At 69.0% G+C, this 7,406-nt stretch carries 8 protein-coding genes; 2 read left to right on the top strand and 6 right to left on the bottom strand.

The genetic code is table 11. The features are described 5' to 3' along the window. The coding region (locus VMF70_04745) for a hypothetical protein (protein ID HTT67315.1) at positions 1–1,173 on the top strand (1,173 nt) is incomplete at its 5' end. Positions 1,174–1,231: 58 nt separating this feature from the next. On the opposite strand, the gene VMF70_04740 is transcribed toward VMF70_04745, so the two are convergent. From VMF70_04740 to VMF70_04720, 5 genes are all read right to left on the bottom strand, one after another. Continuing rightward, positions 1,232–2,119: a universal stress protein gene (locus VMF70_04740; protein ID HTT67314.1), complete on the bottom strand. Its 888-nt coding sequence runs from the start codon at positions 2,117–2,119 to the stop codon at positions 1,232–1,234. 86 nt (positions 2,120–2,205) lie between these two features. Further along, the gene (locus VMF70_04735; GenBank protein ID HTT67313.1) at positions 2,206–2,631 is read right to left on the bottom strand and encodes a universal stress protein; all 426 of its coding nucleotides are present in this window, start codon (positions 2,629–2,631) and stop codon (positions 2,206–2,208) included. A gap of 90 nt (positions 2,632–2,721) precedes the next feature. Then, positions 2,722–3,444, bottom strand: a complete 723-nt coding sequence (locus tag VMF70_04730; protein HTT67312.1) for a DUF1003 domain-containing protein — start codon at positions 3,442–3,444, stop codon at positions 2,722–2,724. A gap of 2 nt (positions 3,445–3,446) precedes the next feature. Further along, positions 3,447–3,626 (bottom strand): DUF308 domain-containing protein, encoded by a 180-nt coding sequence (locus tag VMF70_04725; GenBank protein HTT67311.1) that lies wholly within the window; start codon positions 3,624–3,626, stop codon positions 3,447–3,449. A 145-nt stretch (positions 3,627–3,771) separates the two neighbouring features. Continuing rightward, positions 3,772–4,179 (bottom strand): nuclear transport factor 2 family protein, encoded by a 408-nt coding sequence (locus VMF70_04720; protein HTT67310.1) that lies wholly within the window; start codon positions 4,177–4,179, stop codon positions 3,772–3,774. Between the two features lie 684 nt (positions 4,180–4,863). Here VMF70_04720 and VMF70_04715 point away from each other — a divergent pair. Further along, a complete protein-coding gene (locus tag VMF70_04715; protein HTT67309.1) occupies positions 4,864–5,862 on the top strand; it encodes a lipase family protein in 999 nt (332 codons plus the stop codon). Between the two features lie 15 nt (positions 5,863–5,877). On the opposite strand, the gene VMF70_04710 is transcribed toward VMF70_04715, so the two are convergent. Then, on the bottom strand, positions 5,878–7,406 hold a 1,529-nt coding region (locus tag VMF70_04710), incomplete at its 5' end, for a phosphatidylserine/phosphatidylglycerophosphate/cardiolipin synthase family protein (GenBank protein ID HTT67308.1).

Genomic DNA, 7,406 nt, shown 5'->3' with positions numbered 1-7,406 from the left:
GTCAGTGGCGGCGATATGATGTCGCGCGTTCCACCAGCGTCGAAAGGACGGCGCATGACCCGCACGGCCGGCTGGCCGGCGTCATTGCAGCTCCGTGTCCTGGCCTGGGTCACGATTGCGGTGACGACGCTGCCCGAGTGCGGGGGGGCGCAAGGCCTCCCACCCGCGCTCGCCGAGTTCCTGCAGCAGACGATCGCGCTGGATCGGCGTGACGTGGCGGCTGTCACCGCCGGGCAGCCGGTTGCGAAGGTGCTCGCGACCTCCGACGAACGCGAGATCGCGCTGTTCGGCATCGTGCGCGTCGGCGTGCCGCGATCCTTCTACGTCAGGCTCGCTGCCGCCTTCCCGTCGTCGCTTCGCGACCCGTCGCGGATCGCGTTCGGGCTGTTCTCGGATCCGCCGACCGTGTCCGACGTCGCGGGGCTCTCACTGCCGCGCGAAGATGCGCAGGACCTGGCGCATTGTCGCGCCGGCTCCTGCAAGGTGAAACTCTCGGCGCAGGTCATCGCCCACCTCCGCGCGACGGTCGATTTCGGGTCGCTGGCGGCGGATTCGATCGTCACGGCGTACTTTCGCGAGCGCATGGTCGAATACGTCACGGCCTACCGCGCACGCGGCGACTCCGCGCTCATCGTGTACGAGGACCAGCAATCCCGCGCCGCGGCGGCTCAGGTGTTTCAGGCGATGCTCGCGCGTTCGCCCTATCTGTATCGCGCACCATCGCTCGAGCGGTACCTCGTGGCCTATCCGCAAGGCCGGCCCGCGAACCTCTCCGAGGTGATGTTCTGGGCGGAGGACGATCTGCCCGGCCTCAAGCCGACGGTCACGATCACGCACGAGGTCGTGTACGCTCCGCCCGAGCTGCCGGGCACCACGCTCGTCGCGTCGAAGCTGCTCTACGCCGCGCATTTCCTGGACGGAGCCCTCGACCTGACCGCGGTTGTGGATCAGACGGGAGACCAGGCAGCGGAGCCGGGGGGCATCTTCCTCGTCCTGTTCCGCCGCCTGCACTTCGACAACCTGCCGAGTGGCGGACTGCTGAACCTGCGCAGCAAGGTGATGGGCGAGCTGCTGCAGCGGACGACGGCCCTGCTCCGCGACACGAAGGCGCGCAGCGAGCGAGCCTACGCAGGGCGCTCGACGACTCCTCCGGCGTCTTCGCCATCGCCGTGAGCGCCGTCGGCGCGGGCGGGAGATACGAGGGCAGCGTCAGGCCGCCCTTGCGGCGCCCTCAACCGTGCACGGCGAGCACCGAGCACGATCCCAGCTGGATCACGCGATACGTGGTCGAACCGAACAGCGCCAGATCCAGGAGGTTGCGCCCCCGCACGGCCATGATGACGAGGTCGGCCTGAGTCGCTGAGGCCTGTTGGATGATCTGCTCGTAGGCTCTGCCGACGCGCACGGCGGTCTTGATCCTGGCGGCTGTGCCCGCCTCCGGCGGAATCAGTCCTTCGAGTCGCCGGGTCGCCGTCGCGAGTGCAGTCTCCGTCTCGGCTGAGCTTGGCACGTCCTCCAGAACGTGGAGCAGGGTGATCTCAGCGTCGTACTCGGCCGCTACCGAGAGGGCATACCCCAAGGCCCGTTGCGCTGGGTCGGAAAAGTCCGTGCAGAAGACGACCCGTCGCAACTCAATCGATTCCTGTACGCCCTGCGGCCCTGCGGCATCCCGCTCGCGCTTATGGCTCACCAGGACCGGGCACCGTGCTTTCCGCAACACCTTGTCCGCCACCGACCCCAGTGCGTCACGGTCAGCACCCCTGGCGCCGTGCGTCCCCATGACGATGAGGTCCACCTTCTGCTCTCTTGCCACGGAGAGAATCGCGTCCGTGATGACCCCGCCGTCGGACACGAGACATTCAGGCTGAACGCCGTCGCTCGGATGCGAGCTCACGAAGTCCAGCAACTTCTTTCGATCATCATCGCGGATGCTCTGGTAGAGCTCGACCAGGTACGTCGCGGGAGCATAGTAGTCGAAGTGCGGAGGGTTGAATTCGACTACGTGCTGCACGATCAACCTTGCCTGGTACCGCCGAGCCAGCGACTGGGCGGAGCCATACGCGCCCGCCGATGCGTCGGAGAAATCGACAGGACAGAGGATTCGCTCAATCCGCAGCATGTGCGCTCCTAAGGCCGGAGCCCGAGCGCTTGCCGCCAGCGAAATCGCGACCCGACGAGGGTGGTCTTTCACGCGCACGTAGGGCGTCATTGTCGCGGCGGAATACTGAGTACGACGTGGCACGGCGCCTTCTGTGCGAGGTGTCGCGCCGTCGTTCCGAGGACGAGCTCACCCAGCGTGCGCCGATGGTGATAGCCGAGCACCGCCAGGTCGATCTTCCTCTGCTTCATCTCGTCGAGCAGAGCCGAGGCGGTATCGCGAGCCCTGAGCACGACGGCGCTGGCCTTCATCTTGCCGCGACGCGCGGCGCGTTTGCCCTTGGCGACAATTCTCGCGGCCGCACGGTCCAGCTCGGGCACGTCCGCGTCGAGGGGCGTGATCTCGGGCAGCTCGATAACGTGGACAAGGCACAGAGAGGCTCCCCTGGCGCCCACGCGGCAGGCCAGATCCACGAGCCCGTCCGTGGAATCGAGCGTCTTCAGTCCCACCAGAATGCGCTTGGCTCTCTTCATGTGGCGTCACCTCGGGAGGCGAGTCCGGGCGCCGGCGCCGGCCTCACGGCGACGGCACGATCCACCGGGTTCTTCGCCAGCGCGTGCCAGTCAGGCGTCCTCGCTGGGTTCGCCCGGCGCCGCACTTCGCGTCAACAACTCCATCTGCATTTCCTGGATCTCCACCAATCGCTCGAACTGGTGAGACAGCAGATGATCGACCTTCTGGTGAAGACTGCGGATCTCGAGTTCGGCCTTGAGGTTCAGCTGGTAGTCGTGCCTCGCATGCAGGCGGTCCCGTGCCTCCTGCCGACCCTGGCTCATCATGATCACGGGAGCCTGGATCGCCGCCAGCACCGACAGCACGAGGTTCAACAGGATGTACGGGTAGGGATCGAACGGGTGACGAATCAAGAGGACGGAATTGACGCCGATCCACAGCAGCAGGACCAACGCAAACATGCCCAGAAACGTCCAGCTGCCGCCAAACCCCGCCACGCGGTCCGCGACTCGCTGCCCCATGGTCAGGGTGCTCTGCAACTCCGCCTCGGGGTTCTTTGCCAGAAGCTCCTGCCGCCTGATGCTCGCCAGCACCTCCCGGTCCAGAGCCGTCAACTCTCCACGCTCCGCCTCGAGGAGCGACTCGATGTACCGGTGCCGATACTTGTTGAGATCGTCCGTGCAGATCCAGCCGTCGTCCGACCATTTCCCGGTCGCCCGGTGGATGGCTTCCGCCACGGCCGGGCCCGCCAGTATGCCGCGGTGCAGATCGGCAGCCCGATCGCTGCCGCAGACCTGACAGACCCGCTGTTTCTCGGCGCCCGTCCTGTCCATGTTCAGGCCTGCGCGAGCGAGCGGAGCCTGAACGCTCCCACGATCAGCGCGAGGCCCGACACGATCGCGTACGCGGCGATGATGGCCATGATCGCCGCAAGCGTGACCGGCGGAACGAACAGCGCGAAGCCCGACGCGACGACCGCGACTTGCTTGAGATCGTCGAGGACGGGGACTGACATGGGACCTCCGTCAGTGAGCAGGGCCGAGGTGGCGAGCCCGCCGGCCGCGCCTGCTGGACGGGTCGCGCCTCGCGGGAGGAATCGGGGCCATAGTATCACCGTTCCCGGGAACTGGCCATCGGCCGGCGCCCGGCACCTGCCGAGCTCACTCCCGCACGACGCCCTTCTGCCCCATCAGCCGGCGCATGGGCAAGTTGTCCGCGTACACCCGCCAGATCGCAATCCGGTCGTCCCGGACTCCTGCGAGCCAGGCAGCCGGCACCTCCCATCGGCCGGACTCATCCTTCGGGATGCTGCCGGCATAGGTCCCGCCGGCCCTGCCGAACAGGGCGACGGTTCCATGTTCTTCGAGGGCGGTATCGACCTTGATCCAGTAGTCGGGGACCAAGGCGAGGTACTGCTTCCAGCCGGCTCGCGCCGCATCACGCCCGGCTCCCCGATTGTCGAGCGCGTCCACGAACACGTGATCGTCGGTCATCAGATCGCTCAGGCCGGCGAGATCGTGGGCGTTGATGCACGCCACGAACGCCGCCGCGACTTCCGCAGGTCGCATTTCCGGCCTCCGGTCCGGGTTGTGTCACGAGCTTGGGACGCAGGCGCCCGCTGCTTGCCTGCGCCAGCATCGCCACGGCAAGACTGTGGCCTACGGAGCCGCCGCCCTGCCGCTCCCCTTGCCGGGCCGCCGGTGGGCTCTGCGGAACCGTGCGAGGTGCTTCTTTAGCCGTTCGCCGGCGCCGACAAGGTCCCTGTGGCTCCGCAGAAAGCCACGGATCGCAGCTTCCAGCTCGTCCGTCCCGTTCGCCGCGTTCACCCATCGCACATCTTCCTGGGCCTCGGCCCACGTCGCCTTCAGCTCACGGCGGGCCTTCTTGATGGCTGTGACCAGCGCACCATGCCTGGCGGCCTTTTCGCGCCCCATACCGTACCCACTGCGGAGGTTGGGACTATGTATGCGCGGGGTATCCATCGCGCGCCAGGGCGTGGTGTGGTACCGGGGGCGCCGACTCGCGAGCTCGGACCCGACGGCGACTCTTCCTCCCGGCGCGCCCGGCCATCACTCTTAGAGGATGAGCGAGGAGAGCGAGCCCGGGCGGGTGGGGCGTCAGCTCCACCTGGCGTCCCCGGACGCCGCACCCGTCCTGCCCGCGCGAGACGGGCCGTCGGTCGCCCGGGCGCCCTGGCGGGTCGGGATGCCGCAATCGACGCCGAGCATCCGACGAAGGGAGAGGTGGAGCCGATGAACCTCGAGCGACTCACGGGCGGGACCTGCGGCCCCCCGTTTCCCATCTACGACGACCTCGTGCCGGCCCTGCTCGCCGCGCACCAGGAGGATCGGGCCGATCGAAACGCCACGGTCGCGCACGTCCTCGCCACCGCCGCCGGCTACTCGTACTCCGACATCGGGACGCTGACGACGATCATGTCCCGGGTCGGGCTCGAGGACAACGCCTGTGTCCGTGTGGCGCAGACGGTGGACGCCATGTTCATCTTCTCGACCGCGTATCTCGTGCAGAGTCGCTGCGGCCGGGTCGTGATCCTGAGCTACCGGGGCACCGAGCCGGCGACGCTCGGCAACTGGCTGGCGGACGCCGACGTCGGCTCCGCTTCGCTGGCGCTCGGCGGCGAGCCGCTCGGCGTCCACGCCGGGTTTCATCGGAACGTGCGTGCCACGCTCTGGGGGGTCGTCCGCGAGCTGCAGCTGGCGCTGCGAGGACGATCACTGGCGGATCCCGACAAGGAACTCGACCATCCGATGCAGGCGCTCTACGTGACGGGCCACAGCCTCGGCGGCGCGATGGCGTTGCTGTTCGCACTGTCGCTCGCCGGGAACGCCGAACAGCGTGGGATCGCCGCGACACTGCGCGCCGTTTACACGTTCGGCCAGCCCTTGGCGGTGGGCGGACCGTTGCCCGAGGTCGCGCGCGCGGTCGGCCGGAAGGTGTTTCGTCACGTCAGGGCCCGCGATCCCATCCCCGCTCTCCCCCCCCTGGCCTGGGGTCGTTTCGCCCACTTCGGGCGCGAGTATCGATTCGCCGACGGCGAGTGGAAGGCATCGGTCGAGCCGGTGGCCCAGCTCAAGGGCATTCGGGAGATTCCGAGCGCGCTCCTGGCGTTCTTCGCCACCGCGAAGCACCGCGATACGTCACGCTACTCGATGAGGGAGCACGGCCCGCATCTCTACATCGCCGCACTCCGACCGGGCGGGCGGGTCACGGAGTTCGGCGACGAGGGGTGACCTTCCAGTCCACCCTCAGACCGACAGCACGCCCGGCCAGTACCGCATCCACTGGCGCCGCCGGGCCGTCCGCTGCCACCTCTGGTCGTTGCGGTCGACGGGCTGCGAGCCGGCGATCAGCCGGTCGATGCGCGTCTCGAGCCCGCGGGTGATCGATCCGTCCTCCACGACGAGCATCACTTCGTTTTCCCAATAGCCGGCGGTGATGTCGAGGTTGGCGCTGCCGACCGAGCAGACTCGCCCGTCCACGCTCATGACCTTGGCGTGCACGTGGGGGTTCACCACGCCGAGCCCCCGGGTCCAGGCCGGCTGCTCGCGCATCGCGAACTGGTATCCTTCGCCGCCGGCCGCCACGAGCGCATCGATGCGGGAGTGCACCAGCTCCGTCGCCGCCGTGCGCGCCTTTGACCACGGCCCTCCGAAGGGCGTGCCGTCGTGAGTGGGCGTGAGGTTGCCGAACAGCGCCCGCACGCGCACGCCCCGGGCGATCGCGCGCAGCAGCGCGTGCTGGATCTCCAGGATCAGCGGAAAGCCGTTGACGGCGTACACGTGGGACGTGGCCGTCTCGATGAGCGCGAGATAGGCCTCGAGTGAGCATGCGTCGCGCAGTCCGTGATGCACGACGACGCGCGCGGCCGCCGATCCGGCCGCTGGCGGCTCGACAACGTCGTACGGCGCCCCGCCGGCCGCGGTCCAGGCATCGAGGAAGGAGCGCTCCAGCGCCGCAACGGCCGGGCCCTCCACCCGGGCGCCCGCGTCGAGCCACGGCACCTGGCGCCACGTCGACTGCGGCGTGAGCTGCACTTCCTCGAAGCCGGTGTAGTACTCGTGGGAGAGATTGCGTCCGCCCAGGAGAGCGACCACGCCGTCGATCACGGCGAGCTTGCGATGGTCCCGCTGCTTCAGATCCTCCAGCGAGGGGACTCCGGTCACCGGCCGCGAGAGGCGCAGCTCCACGCCGGGGCGGGCGCCCAGCCGTTCCAGCAGCGGATTGCGCGCCCCGAACGAACCCTGCAGGCCGTGCAGCGAGTCGGCGACCACGCGCACGGTCACCCCGCGCGCGCCCGCCTCGGCCAGCGCCGCTTCCACCCGCGCGCCGACGTCGTCGTCAAGTGCCATGTACACCTGCAGGTGCACGCGCCGCCTGCTGACGGCGATGGCGTCGAGCAGCCAGCGGCGCGCCTGCGCGTTGTCCATCTCGAGCTCGATGCGGTTGCCGGGCAGCAGCGCGGCCCCCGTGGTCGCCGCGAGACGGTGCTCCGGCGATCGGGGCTGCGGCGCCGGAGCATCCGCCGTCCACCCTGCCGCCGGGAGGTCCTCGGCTTTCACGGCTGCGAAGCCGATGGTACGAGGGGTGTGCGGCCCGCGGTGGACGATGGCGGCGACGGGGAATCCCGCCGCAAGCATCCTCGCCCCGACCCGCGCCAGCCGCACGGGATCCACCGCCTCCGGCACGTCGAACGCCGCGCCCTCATCCAGTACGGCACTGGCGTCCGCCACGCGGGTGGGAAGCCCGGCCGCACGCAGCCGCGCGCGGATCGCGG

It is taken from the genome of Gemmatimonadales bacterium (assembly GCA_035502185.1).
In the GTDB taxonomy this organism is placed as follows: domain Bacteria; phylum Gemmatimonadota; class Gemmatimonadetes; order Gemmatimonadales; family JACORV01; genus Fen-1245.
Note: the sequence above shows the minus strand (reverse complement) of the source record. Positions and strands in the feature narration are given on the sequence as shown.